Source organism: Pseudomarimonas arenosa, assembly GCF_014841215.1.
Classification (GTDB): Bacteria; Pseudomonadota; Gammaproteobacteria; order Xanthomonadales; family Xanthomonadaceae; genus Pseudomarimonas; species Pseudomarimonas arenosa.
Map to the genome: position 1 here is coordinate 1 of NZ_JACYTR010000042.1, position 17,737 is coordinate 17,737.

At 62.9% G+C, this 17,737-nt stretch carries 16 protein-coding genes and 1 pseudogene; 11 read left to right on the top strand and 6 right to left on the bottom strand.

Annotation, left to right across the window (positions count from 1 at the left end):
- Window positions 1–203: 203 nt before the first annotated feature.
- Window positions 204–725, bottom strand: a complete 522-nt coding sequence (locus IFO71_RS15460) for a YaiI/YqxD family protein (RefSeq protein WP_192030560.1) — start codon at window positions 723–725, stop codon at window positions 204–206.
- A 21-nt stretch (window positions 726–746) separates the two neighbouring features.
- Window positions 747–1,232 carry a YidB family protein gene (locus IFO71_RS15465; protein WP_192030561.1) on the bottom strand — a complete coding sequence of 162 codons (486 nt, stop codon included), beginning with the start codon at window positions 1,230–1,232 and terminating at the stop codon, window positions 747–749.
- A 167-nt stretch (window positions 1,233–1,399) separates the two neighbouring features.
- Between IFO71_RS15465 and dbpA the strand changes: the two genes are divergently transcribed.
- The 3 genes from dbpA to IFO71_RS15480 are packed head-to-tail and all read left to right on the top strand — an operon-like array spanning window position 1,400 to window position 4,102.
- Window positions 1,400–2,767 (top strand): ATP-dependent RNA helicase DbpA, encoded by a 1,368-nt coding sequence (gene dbpA, locus IFO71_RS15470; protein ID WP_192030562.1) that lies wholly within the window; start codon window positions 1,400–1,402, stop codon window positions 2,765–2,767.
- Window positions 2,764–3,381, top strand: coding sequence for a DUF1415 domain-containing protein (locus tag IFO71_RS15475; RefSeq protein WP_192030563.1), 618 nt, complete (start codon window positions 2,764–2,766; stop codon window positions 3,379–3,381). Before dbpA ends, IFO71_RS15475 begins: the two co-directional genes overlap by 4 nt.
- Window positions 3,382–3,391: 10 nt before the next feature.
- Window positions 3,392–4,102 carry a pseudouridine synthase gene (locus IFO71_RS15480; RefSeq protein WP_192030564.1) on the top strand — a complete coding sequence of 237 codons (711 nt, stop codon included), beginning with the start codon at window positions 3,392–3,394 and terminating at the stop codon, window positions 4,100–4,102.
- A gap of 207 nt (window positions 4,103–4,309) precedes the next feature.
- On the opposite strand, the gene IFO71_RS15485 is transcribed toward IFO71_RS15480, so the two are convergent.
- Window positions 4,310–5,494, bottom strand: coding sequence for a PQQ-dependent sugar dehydrogenase (locus IFO71_RS15485; RefSeq protein WP_192030565.1), 1,185 nt, complete (start codon window positions 5,492–5,494; stop codon window positions 4,310–4,312).
- A 321-nt stretch (window positions 5,495–5,815) separates the two neighbouring features.
- Between IFO71_RS15485 and IFO71_RS15490 the strand changes: the two genes are divergently transcribed.
- The 3 genes from IFO71_RS15490 to IFO71_RS15500 are packed head-to-tail and all read left to right on the top strand — an operon-like array spanning window position 5,816 to window position 8,504.
- The gene (locus tag IFO71_RS15490) at window positions 5,816–6,292 is read left to right on the top strand and encodes an RNA polymerase sigma factor (RefSeq protein ID WP_192030566.1); all 477 of its coding nucleotides are present in this window, start codon (window positions 5,816–5,818) and stop codon (window positions 6,290–6,292) included.
- Complete coding sequence (locus IFO71_RS15495) at window positions 6,292–6,885, top strand: hypothetical protein (protein ID WP_192030567.1); 594 nt, start codon at window positions 6,292–6,294, stop codon at window positions 6,883–6,885. Before IFO71_RS15490 ends, IFO71_RS15495 begins: the two co-directional genes overlap by 1 nt.
- The gene (locus IFO71_RS15500; protein ID WP_192030568.1) at window positions 6,882–8,504 is read left to right on the top strand and encodes a serine hydrolase; all 1,623 of its coding nucleotides are present in this window, start codon (window positions 6,882–6,884) and stop codon (window positions 8,502–8,504) included. Before IFO71_RS15495 ends, IFO71_RS15500 begins: the two co-directional genes overlap by 4 nt.
- A 111-nt stretch (window positions 8,505–8,615) precedes the next feature.
- Here the strand turns inward: IFO71_RS15500 and tsf are convergent, their stop codons facing one another.
- Together tsf and rpsB are read right to left on the bottom strand one after the other, a co-directional pair.
- Window positions 8,616–9,491 (bottom strand): translation elongation factor Ts, encoded by an 876-nt coding sequence (gene tsf / locus IFO71_RS15505; protein WP_192030569.1) that lies wholly within the window; start codon window positions 9,489–9,491, stop codon window positions 8,616–8,618.
- Between the two features lie 142 nt (window positions 9,492–9,633).
- Window positions 9,634–10,479 (bottom strand): 30S ribosomal protein S2, encoded by an 846-nt coding sequence (rpsB, locus tag IFO71_RS15510; protein WP_192030570.1) that lies wholly within the window; start codon window positions 10,477–10,479, stop codon window positions 9,634–9,636.
- Window positions 10,480–10,760: 281 nt separating this feature from the next.
- On the opposite strand from rpsB, the gene map reads away from it, so the two are divergent.
- The 5 genes and pseudogenes from map to dapE all read left to right on the top strand — a co-directional run bounded on the left by map (window position 10,761) and on the right by dapE (window position 16,882).
- Window positions 10,761–11,543: a type I methionyl aminopeptidase gene (map, locus tag IFO71_RS15515; RefSeq protein ID WP_192030571.1), complete on the top strand. Its 783-nt coding sequence runs from the start codon at window positions 10,761–10,763 to the stop codon at window positions 11,541–11,543.
- A gap of 134 nt (window positions 11,544–11,677) precedes the next feature.
- Window positions 11,678–14,317, top strand: a complete 2,640-nt coding sequence (gene glnD, locus IFO71_RS15520; RefSeq protein ID WP_192030572.1) for a [protein-PII] uridylyltransferase — start codon at window positions 11,678–11,680, stop codon at window positions 14,315–14,317.
- A gap of 179 nt (window positions 14,318–14,496) precedes the next feature.
- Window positions 14,497–15,330: pseudogene (dapD, locus tag IFO71_RS15525) on the top strand (2,3,4,5-tetrahydropyridine-2,6-dicarboxylate N-succinyltransferase); the annotation flags it as partial.
- A 41-nt stretch (window positions 15,331–15,371) separates the two neighbouring features.
- Entirely contained in the window at window positions 15,372–15,734 is a 363-nt protein-coding gene (locus IFO71_RS15530) for a Spx/MgsR family RNA polymerase-binding regulatory protein (protein ID WP_192030574.1), read from the top strand.
- Window positions 15,734–16,882 (top strand): succinyl-diaminopimelate desuccinylase, encoded by a 1,149-nt coding sequence (gene dapE, locus IFO71_RS15535; RefSeq protein ID WP_192030575.1) that lies wholly within the window; start codon window positions 15,734–15,736, stop codon window positions 16,880–16,882. Before IFO71_RS15530 ends, dapE begins: the two co-directional genes overlap by 1 nt.
- A 194-nt stretch (window positions 16,883–17,076) precedes the next feature.
- On the opposite strand, the gene IFO71_RS15540 is transcribed toward dapE, so the two are convergent.
- Complete coding sequence (locus IFO71_RS15540; RefSeq protein ID WP_192030576.1) at window positions 17,077–17,496, bottom strand: hypothetical protein; 420 nt, start codon at window positions 17,494–17,496, stop codon at window positions 17,077–17,079.
- Between the last annotated feature and the right edge of the window lie 241 nt (window positions 17,497–17,737).

The window sequence follows — 17,737 nt, forward strand, 5'->3', positions numbered from 1 at the left end:
GAGGGCCGTGCCAGCGCCGAAAGATCGCGAACACTCTGTTATCTCAACACCATCGGTCGAAACTCTGGCCCCGCTTGGAATGGCCGAATCTTTCGGCGCGACCTCATGAAATATCCGGGTTAGAGCGAAGCTCGACCTCGCGGCCAGACTGAGTCCGGACCTGTGCCGGGCTCGGCGTGTCTGAGAGTCCAGGATGGACTTGTTCAGACCTTCCTTAAGTTGTGCGTGTGTGAGTGAGGCAGTCGCGCCAGCCACCGATCCAGCTGGTTGGCAAACGCCTGTCGATCACGCGGGTGAAAGCTGGCCGGGCCGCCGGTTTGTACGCCGGCGCCGCGCAGGCTGTCCATGAAGTTGCGCATGGAGAGGTGCTGGCGCACGCTTTCCTGGGTGTAGAGCTCGCCGCGTGGATTGATCGCGGTGACGCCCTTGGCCACCACTTCGGCGGCCAGGGGGATGTCGGCGGTGACCACCAGGTCGCCGGGTTGGCTGCGTTCGACGATGGCCGAGTCGGCGACGTCGAGGCCGGAGGGCACGGTGATGCTGCGAATATTGGCCAGTCGCGGCGTAGCCAGCGATTGGTTGGCGACCAGGCGCAGCTCGACGCCGGTTCGGGTGGCGGCGCGGAACAGGATGTCCTTGATCACCCGCGGGCAGGCGTCGGCGTCGACCCAGATGGTCGGGCCGGATGGCTCGCAGGCTTCTGAACTGTTCGCTTGCTCAGTCATTTGATCAACTGAAATGTTAAGTCAGCGGCCGGACAGCAGGTCAAGTCCCTTGCTGAGCAGTTGCTCGTGGGTATCGAGCAAGGAGCCGTTGGGGCTTAGCTGGTTGAGCAGCTCGGGCAGCATTTCACCCAGGGCCGAGCTGGCCTGATCGTTGCTGACGCCAGCCTTCTGTGCCACGACATGGATCGCATCCTTGCCGAACACCCGCGTCACTTCGTCGGCTGCCAGCGGCGCATTGCTGCCTTTCGACAGCCAGGTCTTGGTCAGTCCGCCGAGCCCCTTTTGCTGAAACATCTCCAGCACTTTTTCAAAGCCCCCCATCTGCTTGACCAGGGACAGTGCAGCGGCAATCAACGCGGCCGACTTGGCTTGGTCGCCGCCCAGAGCGCGCCCGACCAGATCGCCCAGCGGATTGCTGCCGTGGTGCTCTCCCAGATTTCCCAGCAGCGACTCCAGCGGGCTGTGCTTGCCGCCGGCTCCGCCGAGCAATTCGTCAAACACACCCATGGCGTACTCCTATCGACTGTTGGTACTCGCATGATACGAGCTGGAATGGGGAACGCCAGCCGCATCCCTTGTTCCGACCGGTCCAATCCTTGACGCCTCGGTCTGGTTCTCGCCGAGCAATGCTGATATCAGTCGCCTTGCATGCGCAAACAGGCGATCATTCGCTGATGAATAGCTTTGCTGAACTTGGCTTGCCGGCCAGCCTATTGCCCGGCCTGGATGCGCTGAAACTCGAACGTCTCACGCCGGTGCAGGCGCAATCCCTGCCGTCGGCGCTGGCCGGTAAGGATGTGCTGGCGATTGCCCCGACCGGCAGCGGCAAGACGGTGGCCTTTGGTCTGGCCTTGCTGAACCGGGTCGACATCGGTCTGTCGCGGGTGCAGGGTCTGGTGCTGTGTCCCACTCGCGAGCTGGCCGATCAGGTCGGCAAGCAGCTGCGCAAGCTGGCAGTGGGCATGCCCAATCTGAAGCTCAGTCTGCTCTACGGCGGAGTGGCGCTGGGACCGCAGATCGCGTCGTTGGAGCAGCACGATCCGCACGTGGTAGTGGGCACGCCGGGGCGAATCCAGGAACTGTTGCGCAAGAAGCATCTGCACCTCAGTCACGTGCGCAGTGTGGTGCTGGATGAAGCCGATCGCATGCTCGACATGGGGTTTATCGACGTGTTAAGGGAGATCGTCGGCAAGACATCGGAGAAGCGCCAGACCCTGCTGTTCTCGGCCACTTGGCCAGCAGAACTGGAAAGCGAGCTGGGCCGCTTCATGCGTGAGCCGCTCAGGGTCGAAGTTGAAGGGCAGCAGCACGCGCCGTCGATCGAGGAAAGCTTTATCGAAACCGTGCTGTCGCAGAAGCCCGAGGCGCTGAGCAGGCTGCTGCTCAGTGAGCGGCCTGAATCTTGCGTAGTGTTCTGCAATACCCGTCGCGATGTGGCCGACGTAGCGGATGCGCTAGTGGCAGCGGGGTGTTCGGCATTGGCGCTGCACGGCGAAATGGAGCAGCGCGATCGCGATGAGGTGCTGCTGCAGTTTGCCAATCGCAGCTGCCGGGTACTGGTGGCCAGCGATGTCGCGGCGCGTGGCCTGGATATCGATGATCTGGCCATGGTGGTGAACTACGAATTGCCCACCGATGCCGATGCCTATCAACACCGGATCGGCCGCACCGGTCGTGCCGGGCGCAGCGGCCTGGCGGTGAGCTTGGTCACGCCAAAGGAAATGCCGCGCGCCCTGGCCTTGGAATCGTGCCGCGGCAAATTGCAGTGGCGACGCTTGCCGGTACCCAGCGGAGATTCCAATTTGCCAGCCAGCATGCGCAGTCTGCGCATCGATGCCGGAAAGACCGACAAGCTGCGCCCCGGCGATGTGTTGGGTGCGCTGACGGGTGATGCCGGTCTGCCGGCCAAGGCGATTGGCAAGATCGATGTGTTTGCCACCCGTACCTACGTGGCGGTGGATCGCGGACAGGCCGGCGTGGCGCTGAAGCGCCTGCAGCAGGGCAAGATCAAGGGCCGCAAGTTTCGGGTCAGCGCGTTGTGAGTACGGAAGGCCCGGATCTCGACGATGCGGAGATCATCGCTCAGACCCGGCGCTGGCTGGAACGGGCGGTGATCGGGTTGAATCTGTGTCCCTTCGCCCGCGCGCCCTATGTGCAGAAGCGAGTACGCTTTCGTGTCAGCCACGCCACAGATGATGAAGAGCTGCTGGCCGATCTGGAGGTGGAACTGCGTGCTTTGAGTGCGGTGTCGGCTGATCAGGTGGAGACCGTGCTGCTGATTCATCCCTGGGCGTTGAACGACTTTCTCGACTACAACGAGTTCTTGAATGCGGCGGACGGCTGCCTGGAACAACTCGACTTGGTTGGCGAGCTGCAGGTGGCCAGCTTTCATCCGCACTACCAGTTTGCCGATAGCGAGGAGAACGCCATCGAGAACTACTCCAATCGCTCACCGTTTCCGATCCTGCATCTGTTGCGCGAAGCGAGCATTTCTCGGGTAGTCGATGCGCTCGACGATCCGGATGAGATCTATCGACAGAACATGCGTACCCTGCGCCAACTCGGTGAGGCTGGCTGGCAGCGCCTGCTGACGCCGGAGACGCCGGACATCGCGCTGGCGGATCCCGATCTTCCCCCTGCTTCTGAAACCCACTGAGCCACCCCGCATGCGCCTGAACAAACACATCAGCGACACTGGCTACTGCTCACGCCGCGAGGCGGATGAGTTGATTTCGCAGGGCCGGGTCAGCGTGGATGGAGTGACGGCCACCTACCGTACCCAGGTGGAAGAGGGCAGTGAGGTGCTGCTGGACGGTCGTCCTCTACCCGAGCGCAGTCAGAAGCGCGGCCGCCGTCACGTCTATATCGCACTTAACAAGCCGGTTGGCATTACCTGCACGACTGAGTCGGATGTCAAGGGCAATATCGTGGATTTCGTTGGCCATCAGCAGCGCATCTTCCCGATTGGCCGGCTCGACAAGGACTCCGAAGGCCTGATCCTGCTGACCAGCAATGGCGATATCGTCAATGAGATCCTGCGTGCCGAGAACAAGCATGAGAAGGAGTACCTGGTTGGGGTCAATCGACCGGTGACAGATGAATTCCTGCGTGGCATGGCGCGTGGCGTACGCGTGCACGGTCAGATGACCCTGCCGTGCCGCACTTCCAAGCTGGCCAAGTTCGGCTTTCGAATTGTGCTGACCCAGGGTCTTAACAGGCAAATTCGCTTGATGGCAGCCGCATTCGACTACCGGGTAACCCAACTGCGACGGGTGCGGATCGACAACCTTAAACTGGGTGCCCTCAAGCCTGGGCAATGGCGCAATCTCACCGACGTCGAACTGCGAGCTCTGCTGCCGGGGCGGGTTGAGTGGTGACTCCGTTCGTCTCAGCCTGCTCCGCTGGGTCGTCTGCAACGCGGGCTGGGCGATGCTCGGCGTGACTGGCGAACAGTGCGCGCAGTTGCGGCAATAGGTCGCCGTAGTCGAGGTTGGTCAAGTTGCTCGCCGCAGCAAGTACCAGGCCATGTTCGGGGAAAAGCCACAGCTGAGACGTGCCGCCGATCTAGGGGCGGCGTTCGCTAGCTAGGGTTCCAGCTTCAATAACCGCCCTTGTTCCTCATCGGTCAGCAGGTACAGCGCGCCATCGGGGCCGACCTCGACATCACGAATGCGCCAGCCCTGCTTTTCCAGCAGCCGTTCTTCGGCGACCACGGTATCGCCCTCCAGGCTGAGGCGAATCAGCGCCCGCTGCGCCATGGCGCCGACAAACAGGCTGTGTTGCCAGGCTGGCACCTTGTCGTGGGCATAAAAGGCCATGCCGCTGACGGCCGGCGAGACCTCCCAAACGTAGTGTGGTGATTCCAGGCCCGGCTTTGCCTTGCCCTCGGCTTCTGGAATGGGCAATCCGGAATAGTTGATGCCATGGGTGATGATTGGCCAGCCGTAGTTCTTGCCTGCTTGCGGAACATTGACCTCGTCGCCGCCGCGCGGGCCGTGCTCGTGCGTCCACACGGCGCCGGTCCACGGGTTGAGTGCGCCTCCCTGCTGATTGCGGTGGCCGTAGGACCAGATCTCCGGCAGGGCATCGTCGCGACCAACGAAGGGGTTGTCGGCTGGCACGCTGCCATCGGCATTCAGCCGGATCAATGTGCCCATGTGGTTGTTGAGTTCCTGCGCCATCGGGCGCTGGCCGCGATCGCCCAGGCTGATGAACAGGAATCCATCGCGATCGAAGATCAGTCGTGAGCCGTAGTGGTGGCCGCTGACGATCTTCGGCGATTGTCGAAAAATCACCTGCGCATCGGTCAGCGCTTGGCCGTCCAATTTGGCGCGAATTACGGCGGTGCCGGAGCTATCGTCATCGCCGGGCTCGGCGTAGCTGAGATAGACCAGTCGATCGCTCTCGAATTGCGGCGAAAGGGCGACATCGAGCAGACCTCCCTGACCTTCGGCTTTCACCGCAGGCACGCCTTGCAGCGGGGCTGACAGGCCGCCCTCGGCAGTGTAGTGGCGCAGCCGGCCGGCGCGCTCGGAGATCAACACGCTGCCATCAGGCAGGAAGGCCATGCCCCAGGGGTGGGAAAGGGCGGTAGTCAGGGTTTGCAGCTTGAGCTTGCCGATCTGGCTGGAGACGCTGGTGGGCGGCAAACTCTGGCCGGACGCAGTGTCCTCATTGGCCGCCGATTGCGGGCCGTTGCTGCCATTGGTGGCCGCATTGCAGGCGCTCAGGATCAGGCAAGTGATCAGGCCGAAGAGTATCGATCGCATGGCAACCTCTGCTGCAACGAGAGTCGTTAGGCAGTGGCAGATTAACAGTGCCTTCGTGAGTGGACCATCATTGATCAGGTCAGGCGGCGGAACTGGATGCTGAACGGCGACTGCGGCAGCGCCGACCGCTTGCCGGGCCGCAGTGGAGATCGCCTGTAGCCAGTGGCTGGGCGACTGATCTGATCGTTGACGGACCTGGGCGCGCCCAGCGCTCAGTGCATGCCGAGGATGGGCTGAGTGTTGCGGGGCAGATTTCGCAGCGATGAAAATTTTCGCCACTTGTTGCGACTAATCTTTCTGAACCCCTAACTCGGCGCCTCGATGTCCGACCCTGAATCCGCCTTCGCCGAGATGCTGCAGCACAATCGAGCTGCCTTGTCGCGCCTGGCCCGCCATTACGCAGCGCCGCAGGATGTGCCTGATTTGATGCAGGAGATCCACCTGCAACTATGGCGCAGCTTCGACCGTTTCGAAGGACGCAGCGAACGCTCAACCTGGGTCTACCGGGTCGCCTTGAACACGGCGTTGAGCTTTCGCCGTCAGCCGACGCCGCTGCACCAGTCCTTGGACAGCGTTGCCGAAAGTGCGGATGCCGGTGGTGCTCTGGACGAGATGCAACTGCTTGAGGCGTTTCTGGCCGGTCTTGATCCTGTGCAGCGTGCCCTGCTTCTGCTTGATCTGGAGGGTCTGTCGCGTGGACAGGTCGCTGAGGTGCTCGGCCTCAGCGAGAACGCCGTAGCGGTGCGCATGACCCGTCTGCGGCAACGCTTTGAAGCCCAATTTCTGGAGCACGTCTAATGGATTGGAACACTCTACGTCAGCGCTGGCAGAGCGCCGCTGAAACCATCCAGGCGCCGGCCGATGTGGAGGCGCTGCGCGAGCGCGACCGCCAATTGCGCGCCACCGTCAAGCGCCGCGACCGCCTTGAGACCGCGGTGGCACTGCTGGTTGCGCCGTTGTTTGTCTGGGTCGCCTGGGACTCGGCAGCCGAGGGCCACCTGCTGCGCGCTGGCTTTGCGCTGTTCATCGCCTTATGGGGCGGATTCGTGCCCCTGCGGCTGTGGTACTCGCGACGCCAGATGCCGACCCTGCACGCCGATCGACCGCTGCTTGAGTACCTCGGTGAAGAACGCGAGGCCATGCTGGCTCAGGCGCGCATGCTGGAATCGATCTGGATCTGGTATCTGGCGCCCTGCGCCATCGGCGTGCTGGGTCTGGTGCTGTCGGTGCGCGCGCCAACTCTCGGTACTTGGATCTACATCGCGGTCGTACTTGGTTTCTGTGCGTTGATCGGCAAGGCCAACAAGGTGGCCGCGCGCACCCGATTCCGTGCTCTGGCCGAGGATATCGGCCGGCAACTGCAAGTTCTGAACAAGGAGAATGGTGTATGACCCGCCCTTTCAGTGGTGCTCGCGCATTCACCCTGAGTCTTGGAGCCCTGTTGTGGATGAACCAAGCTGCCTTCGCCGCCGCCGATCTTGAAAGCTGGATCAACACCCAGCACGCGCAAGGCAAGATCGCCGCTGCCAGCGTCGCCGAGATCGACGGTCGCCAGGTCGCGTTCAAAGCGTTCGGCGCCATCGATGGCGCAAAAGGGGCCGCTCCCGACCGCGACACTCAATTTCAGATTGGTTCGATCAGCAAGGTGTTCACCAACCTGCTGCTGGCCGAAGCGGTGGCGGATGGCAAGGTGCGCTATGAGTCCACCATTGCCAGCCTGCTGCCGCCGACCTGGAAGCCAAGCAACACGGCGGTGGCAACCATCACCCTGGAGTCCCTCGCTACCCATCACAGCGGTCTACCACGTCTGCCGGCGAATCTGTCACTGGCGAACAGTGCTGATCCTTACGCTGGGTATGGCGAGACCGAGCTCTACCAGGGCGTGGCGACGGCGCGCGCAAAGCAGCCCTTGGGCCGCTTCTACACCTACTCCAATTTTGGTGTCGGTCTGCTCGGACATCTGCTCGGTCGGGCCATCGGCGACGGCTATCACGCGGCAGTGGAACAGTCTGTATTGAAGCCGATGGGCATGCAGCGCACTGCCTTCGTCGGCGACGCCAATGCGGCCATGGCATTCAGTGGCGGCACGCAAGTGCCGGCCTGGGGCTTCGAAGATGCCCTGGCTGGCGCCGGTGCCTTATGGGGCAGCGTGAGCGATCTGGCGCGCTTGGTGCAATGCTATCTCGGCAGTCATCCGCATCAATTGAAGCACGTGCTCGACGCGGATCTGCACATTACCGGTCCGGCCGATGCGTTCGAAATCACCCGTGTCTGGCATGTCGCCCGTGCCGCCGGTCAACCGGTGTTCTGGCACAACGGTGGCACCGCGGGATTCCACAGCTTTGTTGGGTTTCGGCCCGACAATGGCAGGGGCGTGGCGATCCTGATCAGCGGTGATGCCGATCCGACCAATGTCGGGCTCGCCGCGCTCGGTGTCGCGCCGATCGAACCGCCGTCTGAAGCTGTTGATCAGTCGGTTTTCGGCCAGTATCAGTTGAACCAGCAGTTCGGCATTGGCGTCTTTGTGGAACAAGGTGTACTGGTGGCCCAGGCAACTGGTCAACCTGCGTTCGGTCTGCACCCAGTCGACAAGGACTGGTACGCATTCGGCGAAGTCGATGCCGCGCTGCACTTCCTGCGCGAAGCGGGTGCTGTGATTGGCCTGGAACTGGTGCAGAACGGTGTGGTTCAGCGAGCCGAGCGTTCGGCCGAGTTGGCTGTCAGCCAGGCAAAACAGGAAGTGGCGGTGGAACGCTCAGTACTGGAATCTTTTGTCGGCGCCTTCGATTTCGCGCCAGGGGCCACCTTGTCGGTGAAACTTGGTGCTGAGGGTTTGATGGCCCAGCTGACTGGCCAACCCGCCTTTCCGGTGTTTGCCCGCGGCGAAGATCGCTTCTTTTACAAGATCGTCGACGCCGAATTGCAGTTTGAACGCGACGGCGCCGGCAAGGTGGTCGCCGTTGTCCTGCACCAGGGTGGCATCGTGCAGCGCGCCGCACGGGCGAAGTAGTTGGGTCCCGGTTTGCCGTGCGAGATTCTTGTTCGGTGGGCTGGCGCTGAGCGCAAAAACAAAACCCCGGCAGTGCCGGGGTCTTGTCGAAACGCGATGCTGAGGGTGGAATCAGGCCAGGCCGGCCTGCTTCATCACTTCCGCGGCGTAGTCTTCCTTCACCTTCTCGATGCCTTCGCCGACAGCGATACGGGTGTAGCCGAGGATCTCCGCGCCTTCCTTCTTGGCCGCCGCTTCGACGGTCATATTGGTGTCGAGCACATAGGCCTGACCGGTGAGGCACATCTCCGACAGGATCTTGTTGATCTTGCCAGCGATCATCTTCTCCTGGATTTCCGCCGGCTTGGCCTTGTCCTTGTCGCTCATCTGGGCCAGGGCGATGTCCTTTTCCTTGGCCACGAACTCGGCCGGCACTTGAGCCGGAGCCAGGTACTGCGGGTTCATCGCCGCCACGTGCATGGCGACGCCGCGGACCAGCTCTTCCGAGCCGCCCTTGGCTTCGACCAGCACGCCGATGCGGCCGCCGTGCACGTAGGCAGCGACGTTGTTGTCGCCAGCGACGCGCACCAGACGACGCACCTGCACGTTCTCGCCCACTTTGGCGATCAGCGCCGCGCGGGCTTCTTCCACCGTGCCGCCGTCATAGGCAGCCGCCTTCAGTGCTTCGGCGTCGGCAGCGCCGCTGGCCAGGGCGATTTCAGCGACCTTGTTGGCGAAAGCGACGAAGTTCTCGTCCTTAGCCACGAAGTCGGTTTCCGAATTGACTTCGACCAGCACGGCGTTGCCGCCGCTCTGTGCCATCGCGATCCGGCCTTCGGCGGCCACGCGGCCTGCCTTCTTGTCGGCCTTGGCCAGACCGGTCTTGCGCAGAAACTCCATGGCCGCTTCGATGTCGCCGCCGTTCTCGGCCAGCGCCTTCTTGCATTCCATCATGCCAGCGCCAGAGCGCTCGCGGAGTTCCTTGACCAGGCTTGCAGTGATTTCCATGGGATCCTCAACAGGCTTCGGGTGACCGTGGGTCACCTCGTGAATGAAACGTGCCGCTAGGCGGCAGGAGCGAGGCGGTTGGCTTGCACCACACCCGGCGCCTCAGTATCCGTGCGCCGGGTGACCGCCTCATGTCAGCGACTTACTTGTCGCGGCGACCGGCACCACGCTTGGCACCGCCCGGGGCGCGCTCGCGGCCCTTACCGTTCGACTTCTTGCGCTCGCCGTCGCCAGCGTCACCGGCCACCGGGTTGCCTTCGGCGTCGAGCTCCACGAACTCGTCCTGGGTCTCTGCCACGATCGGCGCAGCGGCCTTGCCTTCCAGCACCGAGTCGGCCACGGCGCGGGTGTACAGCTGTACGGCGCGGATGGCGTCGTCATTGCCCGGGATGGCGTAGTCGACCAGGTTGGGGTCGTAGTTGGTGTCAACGACGGCGATCACCGGAATGCCGAGCTTCTTGGCTTCCTGTACAGCGATGTTCTCGTGGCCGATGTCGATCACGAACAGGGCGTCCGGCAGACGGTCCATGGCCTTGATGCCGCCCAGCGAGGCTTCCAGCTTGGCGCGCTCGCGCTGCAGGCCCAGCACTTCGTGCTTGACCAGCTTGCCGTAGTTGCCCTCGGCTTCCATCGCGTCCAGCTCTTTCAGGCGAGCCACGCTCTGCTTGACGGTGCGGAAGTTGGTCAGCATGCCGCCCAACCAGCGCATCGACACGAACGGCATGCCGCAGCGGATCGCTTCGTCTTTCACCGCTTCGCGGGCCGAACGCTTGGTGCCGACGAACAGGATGGTGCCGCGCTTCTGTGCCAGGCCGGAGACGAAATTCATCGCGTCGGTGAACAGCGGCAGGGTCTTTTCCAGATTGATGATGTGGATCTTGCCGCGGGCGCCGAAGATGTACGGGCCCATCTTCGGGTTCCAGTAACGGGTCTGGTGACCGAAATGCACGCCGGCTTCCAGCATCTGGCGCATGGTGACTTGAGGCATTGATGTGTCCTTTGCGAAAGGGAGCCACGCCCTATGAGATAGGTGTGAGGGACGCACTGGCTCCGGGGTTAAACCTCCCCGCGGCTACCGTGACGAACCAAAAACTCTGCAAAATCAGAGGTTCCTGGCACCCCGGCACGGCTGATCGACGCGGGTGTGGATTCGTCGATACGCTCGACGTGGCGGCCGCCTTGGCTCATGAAATACGCATGAACTTATGGCAAAGCCGGCGAATCATAGCGGCTGGCCTTGATCGACACAAGTATGGGACACTGCCGCGCATGTCTGTGACCATCAAAACCCCCGAGCAAATCGAGGCCATGCGTGTCGCCGGTCGGCTGGCGGCCGAGGTGCTGGAAATCATTGCGCCGCATGTCAAGGCTGGCGTCAGCACCGAGGAACTGGACGATATCTGCCATCGCCATATCGTCAATGAGCAGAAGGCGATTCCGGCCAATGTCGGCTACCGCGGTTTTCCCAAGACCATCTGTACCTCAGTCAACAATGTCATCTGCCACGGCATCCCCAGTGCGGCCAAGGTGCTTAAGGATGGCGACATCATCAATATCGATGTCACTGTGATCCGCGATGGCTGGCACGGCGACACCAGTCGCATGTTCATTGTCGGGGAGGGCTCGGTGCTGGCGAAACGACTGGTTGAAGTGACGCGCGAAGCAATGTGGCGCGGCATCAAGATGGTCAAGCCCGGTGCCACCCTGGGCGACATCGGTCATGCCATCCAACGCTTCGCGGAGGGTGAGCGCTTTTCTGTGGTGCGCGAGTATTGCGGCCACGGGATCGGCCAGGTCTATCACGAGGAACCGCAGGTGCTGCACTACGGTGAGCCTGGCAGCGGCCTGGTGCTGAAGCCGGGCATGACCTTCACCATCGAACCGATGATCAATGCCGGCGCGCGTCACACGCGGCTGCTGCCTGATGGCTGGACGGTGGTGACGCGCGATCGCTCGTTGTCGGCGCAGTGGGAACACACCATCGCGGTGACCGAAGACGGTTTCGACGTGCTGACCCTGCGCAAAGACGACGAAGAGTGGCTACGCAACTAAGGCTGGCGAGACCAGGCCTACAGCCGGCCAGGATGTCGGCTGCGATCAACGGGATCTCGCTTCCACAACCCCACTGTGTGCGTTGCACACAGCCGGCCCCTTAACTTAAGGGGCCTCCAAGAGCTAGGGCTCAAATGGTTCGAACTCAGCCAGCTCAGGATTTCAGTATCGACCTCACAAGCGTCGGTGTCGACGAATGGCGTGACACCGCAAGACAGTTATTGAACGAAACCCATCGGCTGCTGGCCGAGCGTTTCGACATGGGCGCCGAGGCCGAAGAGCTGCTGTTGCTGCGCTGTCGCGCGGTGGATCAGGTGGTTAGGACGGGCTGGCGCATCGTCGCCGGCGAGCCCTTTGGGCTGACCTTGCTGGCGACCGGCGGCTATGGCCGTCGCGAGCTGTATCCACAGTCCGACATTGACCTGCTGATTCTCGGCGAACCGGCGCATCAGGATGCTGCCCAGCAGGCCATTCAGGAATTCCTCGCTGGTCTGTGGGATGCCGGGCTGGCGCCCGGGCACGCGGCGCGCAGCATTCGCCAATGCATCGAGGTGGCGCGTGAAGACCTCACCGTGGCCACCGCCTTGCTCGACACGCGATTGCTGGTCGGCGAACGCCGTGAGCTGGAGTCGTTGAAGGCGGCGCTGAATGCGCCCGAGTTCTGGCCGCCCAAGGCCTTCTTCGAAGGCAAGCGCGGCGAACTGCGGCAGCGCCACGCGCGCTACAACGACACTGCCTACAACCTGGAACCGAACCTCAAGGAGGGGCCGGGCGGGTTGCGCGATCTGCATACCCTGGCCTGGTTGAGCAAGCGCTTGAGTGGCGTCGATCGCGTATGTGATCTGCAGGGCATTGGCCTGCTCGGTAGCGATGAGGCCGACACACTGCAGCGCGAGCTGTGGTCCTTGGCGCGACTGCGCATTGGCCTGCATCTGGTCGCCGGCAGGCGTGAAGAGCGCCTGCTGTTCGAGCACCAGACCACCCTGGCCAAACGCCTGGGGCTGAAGGACGAGCACAAGGAAAATCTGGCCGTCGAACAGCTGATGCAAGGCTATTTTCGCAGTGCTGCCCTGGTGCTGAGATTGTCCGAGCGGCTGATGCAGCGCTTCGAGGAAAGCCTGTCAGGCGATGTCAGCCATGTTGAAATCGATGGCGACTTTGAAGCCTTCGGCGGGTATCTGGCATTGAAGCAGCCGGAGCGTTTCACCACCGAGCCGCTGCTGATCATGCGCCTGTTCGACGTCTGGCAGAACACCGCCGACTTGCGTGGGCTGCATTCCAATACGGCGCGGGCGCTGGGCGAAGCGCTGGATCTGGTCAACGAATCGCTGCGCGACGAGCCCGATGCGCGAAATCTCTTCATGCGCATGATTCGCCACGATCATGCGGCGCTCACCTTGGGCCGGATGGCGCATCTGGGGGTGCTGGGGCGCTATATCCCGGCGTTTGGCAAAGTCTCCGGGCGCATGCAGTACGACCTGTTCCACGTCTATACGGTGGATCAGCACACGCTGACCGTGCTGCGCAATATCGACAGTTTCCGCGACGAGGCATCGAAGCAGCGTTTCAGCCTGGCCTACGAAGTCTGGCCGCGGCTGCGCAAGCCCGAGCTGCTGCTGCTCGGTGGGCTGTTTCACGACATCGCCAAGGGTCGCGGCGGCGATCATTCCAAGCTGGGCGCCGACGACGCGCTGGACTTCTGTCGCGAACATGGCCTGTCGGCGGCTGACTCCGAGCTGGTCTCGTGGCTGGTCCGCGAACACCTGACCATGAGTATCACCGCGCAGCGGCAGGACATCGCCGATCCCGAAGTGATCAGCAAGTTCGCCGCCGTGGTGGGAGAGCGGGAACGGCTCGACTACCTCTATCTACTGACCGTGGCCGATATCGCCGGCACCAACTCCAAATTGTGGAATGCCTGGAAGGATCGCCTGCTGGCCGATCTGTACGGGTCCACCCGCTTTGCTCTGCGTCGTGGGATTCGCAATATCGCCCATGGCGAGGAGCGGGTCGGTGAGGCGCGTGAGGAAGCGCGTGCCGTGCTGCTTTCGCACGGTTTGAGCGAAGCACAGATCGACCGCGTCTGGAGCGGCTTTCCCGAGGAAAGCTTCCTGCGCTATCGGCCCGCCCAGATCGTCTGGCAGACCATGGGTATCGTCGATGCCCCCTTGGATCAGCCGCGGGTGCTGGTGCGACCGCATCATCGGCCCGGGGCGCTTGAAGTCTTCGTGTACTCCCCTGATCGCGACGGACTGTTTGCCGCGGTCACCGCCACCCTCGATCGGCTCGGCCTGAACGTGGTGGAAGCGCGTGTGTTGACCTCGACTCAGGGCATGAGCCTGGACACCTTTCAGGTGCTGGATGCCGGCAGCGAGTTCATCTCGCCGGAGCGTCGAGCGGCCACCGTGGCCGAGTCGCTGACCGAGGTGCTGTCAAAGACGCCGCTGTCGGCGCCTGCCGTGCGCCGCGCCATTCCGCGTCAGCTGAAGCATTTCCGCGTGCCGGTGCGCATCGAGTTCAGCGAGAATGGCAGTGGACGCAGCGAGTTGAGTCTGGTCTGTGCCGATCGACCGGGATTGCTGGCCATGGTCAGTGCGGTGTTTCGCGAACAGCAGCTGCGGGTCCATGACGCGCGCATCGCTACCTTCGGTGAACGGGTGGAAGACTTCTTCCAACTCTCGAACGAGGCCGACGAACCGCTCGACGAGGCCGCGCAACAGCGCCTGCGCGAAGCGATGGTGACGGTGATCGAAGCCGACCGGACGCGCGGATAGGGCAGTGAGATCGTCTCATCACCCCATCGTCATGGCTGGTGGGCCACAGGCCCACCCTACGATTCGCCTTGAATCTGACGATCTCGTAGGGTGGGCGTGCCGCCCACCGACGGCCTGCCTGCCGAACATGTTGTTTCACTGATACGAGCGACCCACAGCAAGGAGGCCGCATGTCGCCCACCGACGAACTCAAACCCCTGATCGAGAGTGCATTCGATCGTCGTGCCGAACTGACCAGCGCCGAGATCGAGGGTTCCACCCGGCCCGCGGTGGAAACCGTGATGGCCCTGCTGGAGGCCGGGCAATTGCGTGTCGCCGAGCCGCTGGCAGCCGGTCAGTGGCAGGTCAATCAATGGCTGAAGAAAGCGGTGCTGCTGTATTTCCGCGTCAATGACATGGAGCTGATCGATGCCGACCCGGCGCCGTTCTGGGACAAGGTGCCGGCGCGCTTTGCCGGCTTTGACGAAGCGGAGTTCCGCGCCCTGGGCGCGCGGGTAGTACCGGGAGCGGTGGTGCGACGCGGTGCGCATATTGGTCGCGATGTGGTGCTGATGCCGAGTTTCATCAACATCGGTGGTTTCGTCGGCGCCGGCACCATGGTCGATACCTGGGCCACGGTCGGTTCCTGCGCGCAGATCGGCGCGCGCTGCCATCTGTCCGGCGGAGTGGGCATTGGCGGTGTGCTTGAGCCATTGCAGGCGGCCCCGACCATCATCGAAGACGACTGCTTTGTCGGTGCACGATCAGAAGTGGTGGAGGGCGTGATTGTCGAGCGCGGCTCGGTGATCGGCATGGGTGTGTTCCTCGGACAAAGTACGCGGATCTACAACCGCATGACCGGCGAGATCAGCTACGGTCGCGTGCCGGCCGGGTCGGTCGTGGTGTCGGGCGCATTGCCGGCCCAGGATGGCAGCCACAGCCTGTACTGCGCGGTGATCGTCAAGCAGGTCGACCAGCGCACCCGCAGCAAGACTTCGATCAACGAATTGCTCCGTGAGGAAGCGCCGCGTTAAGAGCAAGGCGGCGACCGGCCACGACAACGCAAGGAGATGCGATGAGCCTGACACTCTATGGGCTGAACAAGTGCGATACCTGCCAGAAGGCGCGCAACTGGCTGAACCGCAACACGATCGAGCACAGTTTCGTCGATTACCGGGAACATCCGGTTGCCGCGGCGACGCTCAAGGAATGGGCAGCGCAGCTGGGCGGCTTCGAGAAATTGGTCAACCGCGCTTCCATGACCTGGCGTGGCCTGCCCGAGAGCAGAAAATCCCCAGGTACGGCGGCCGAATGGACACTGCTGATCAAGGAGTATCCGGCCTTGGTGAAACGGCCTGTCGCGGTTGACGCGAGCGGCGCCGTGGCGGTGGGATTCAGCGACAAGGCTTATAAACTGCGCTTCTCGCTGCGGAGCTGATGGTGGCGTCGACAGCATCAGATGTATTGGCACTGACCTCGGAGCTGATCGGGCGCGTCTCGGTGACGCCGGAAGACGGCGGCTGTCAGGAGCTGATTGCGCGGCGTCTGGAAGCGGCTGGCTGCACGATCGAGCATCTGCCGTTCGGCGCGGTGCGCAATCTGTGGGTAACCCATGGCAGCGGATCGCCCGTGCTCTGCTTTCTTGGTCATACCGATGTGGTGCCGAGCGGACCGGCCTCGGACTGGGCCTCTCCGCCGTTTATGCCCAGCATTCGTGACGGGGTGCTGCACGGCCGAGGTGCGGCCGACATGAAGGGCAGTGTGGCGGCTTTCGTGCTGGCGATCGAGGCCCTGCTGCGAGATCAGCCCGATCATCCGGGCACCCTGGCCCTGCTGCTCACCTCGGACGAAGAGGGCGACGCGCTGGATGGCGTGCGTCGCGTGTGCGAGGAGTTCCGACATCGAGGCCAGGTCATCGATGCCTGTCTGGTCGGTGAGCCCTCGTCGGCCAAGGAGCTCGGCGATGTGGTGCGTATCGGCCGACGCGGCTCCTTGACCGCCAATCTGCGCGTGATGGGCGTACAGGGGCATGTGGCCTACCCGGACAAGGCAGTCAATCCCATCCACCGCGCCTTGCCGGCGCTGCAGGCCTTGTGTGAGCGGCAGTGGGACCCGAAGCCCTATCCAGACTTTCCGCCCACCAGCCTGCAGATCGCCAATTTCAATGCCGGTACCGGTGCCAGCAATGTGATTCCGGGTAGCGCCGAGGTGCAGTTCAATCTGCGCTATTCGCCACATTGGCGCGCCGACACCCTGATCGCCGAGATCGAAACCTTACTGCGCACGCACGGCCTGAACTTCGAGATTCACTGGCATCGCTCGGGCGAGCCGTTCTATACCGGCGAAGGACGTCTGCGCACCGCGGTCCGCGAGGCCTTGCTCGAGCAGTTGGGTCGCGTGCCCGACGAGAACACCGGTGGCGGCACGTCGGATGGCCGCTTTGTGGCCCCGCTGGGCGCCGAGGTGGTCGAACTCGGACCGGTCAATGCCAGCATTCACAAGATCGATGAAGCGATCGACCTGGCCGCTCTGGAGGCATTGCCGGGGCTATATCGCGCGATCGCTCAACGCTATTGGGTCGCCTGAGCGGCGCAATGATCGTGCGCGCTGCTCCCGAAATTCGCGCGAGTGCCCGGCGGTGATCCCGTTCGGTGCGCCGAGGCGCACCGTATAGCTCGTTGCTGCCTACGGATAGTTGCTGGGGGTGCGGCGCGGCCGCACCTGATATCGCCTGAAACCGCGAGAGCAAAGGCTCGTAGCTTTCGCCCCTTCCGAGATCGTCAAGCCGCGGCGCGAATGGCCAGCAGGCGTTCGTGCAACTGACGATAGCGCGCGACGCTGTCGGAAATCTCGCTGTTCAGTCGCGACAACATCGGCAGCGCCGCGTTGTGGGTCTCGTGAAAGGCCACGGCCAGCCATACGGCCAGACCACGCAGCTGAACCTGCGGCTCGTCACTGCAGATCTTGTCCCAGGCCGCGGTCAGCGCATCGCCCCACGGGCTGTAGGCTTCCATTTGCTGCGAGGCATAGAACCGCGGCACCGGGTGCTTGGCGGCGCGTTGCAGCTCACCGTAGACCATCGCGCCCAGCACGTTCTCTTGATCGCGGGTGAGTAGATTCAGCACGCCACGGATGTCTTTCCACTGCTTGCGCAGCAGCAGAAAACGGGTCAGTGCCAACATGCGCGTCAGGTATTTCATGCTCCACCTCGTCAAAAAATCTCAACACCGACGGGCAGATCGCTCCCCTGCAGCGACTACCGTGGCTGTACTCGGTTTTGGGTATTCAGGTTCTGCGAAACCCCATTGCCGCTGACAGCTCACGTCACTTTTGTACGCTTAGCGGCGGCGCTGAAGTGTGACCCAGACGTCACAACTGACGCAAGGGGGCAGCTCGATGTGAAATCCGTGCATAGGCTCACAATCCGACGAGCGGTAGAAA